General features: G+C 45.4%; 1 protein-coding gene. It reads right to left on the bottom strand.

Going from position 1 to position 381, the window contains the following annotated elements; all coding sequences use genetic code 11:
- Positions 1–381 (bottom strand): SdrD B-like domain-containing protein (locus HMPREF3270_RS11810; protein ID WP_218117703.1); only part of this gene is annotated, 381 nt, incomplete at both ends.

Below are 381 nucleotides of genomic sequence, written 5' to 3' on the forward strand. Positions count from 1 at the left end.
TTGTTTCTGTGCTGCCGTCCGGCTTAGTTAAAGTTACTGTTACGCCTGAAATGCCTTTTTCGTTTGAGTTTTGAACACCGTCTTTACTGCTGTCTTCCCATACTTTATCTCCGATTGAGTATGTTCCTGGCACTGGTGTCGGCTCAACCGTCGGTTTGTAGAAACCACTGTCGATTGTGAAGTCATCCGCATTATCTACCACGACTTTGACTGTTTGACCGTCTGAGTCTAATGCTTTGTCTCCAACATTCACTTTAGTTGGTTCATAGCCTTTCGGTGTATCGAACGTTACTGTGTATTCGCCATTTGGTAATCCCGTGAAGTGGTACATACCGTTGTCGTCTGTCACTGTTGTTTCTGTGCTGCCGTCCGGCTTAGTTA

The organism is Staphylococcus sp. HMSC65H10 (assembly GCF_001839185.1).
In the GTDB taxonomy this organism is placed as follows: Bacteria; Bacillota; Bacilli; order Staphylococcales; family Staphylococcaceae; genus Staphylococcus; species Staphylococcus simulans.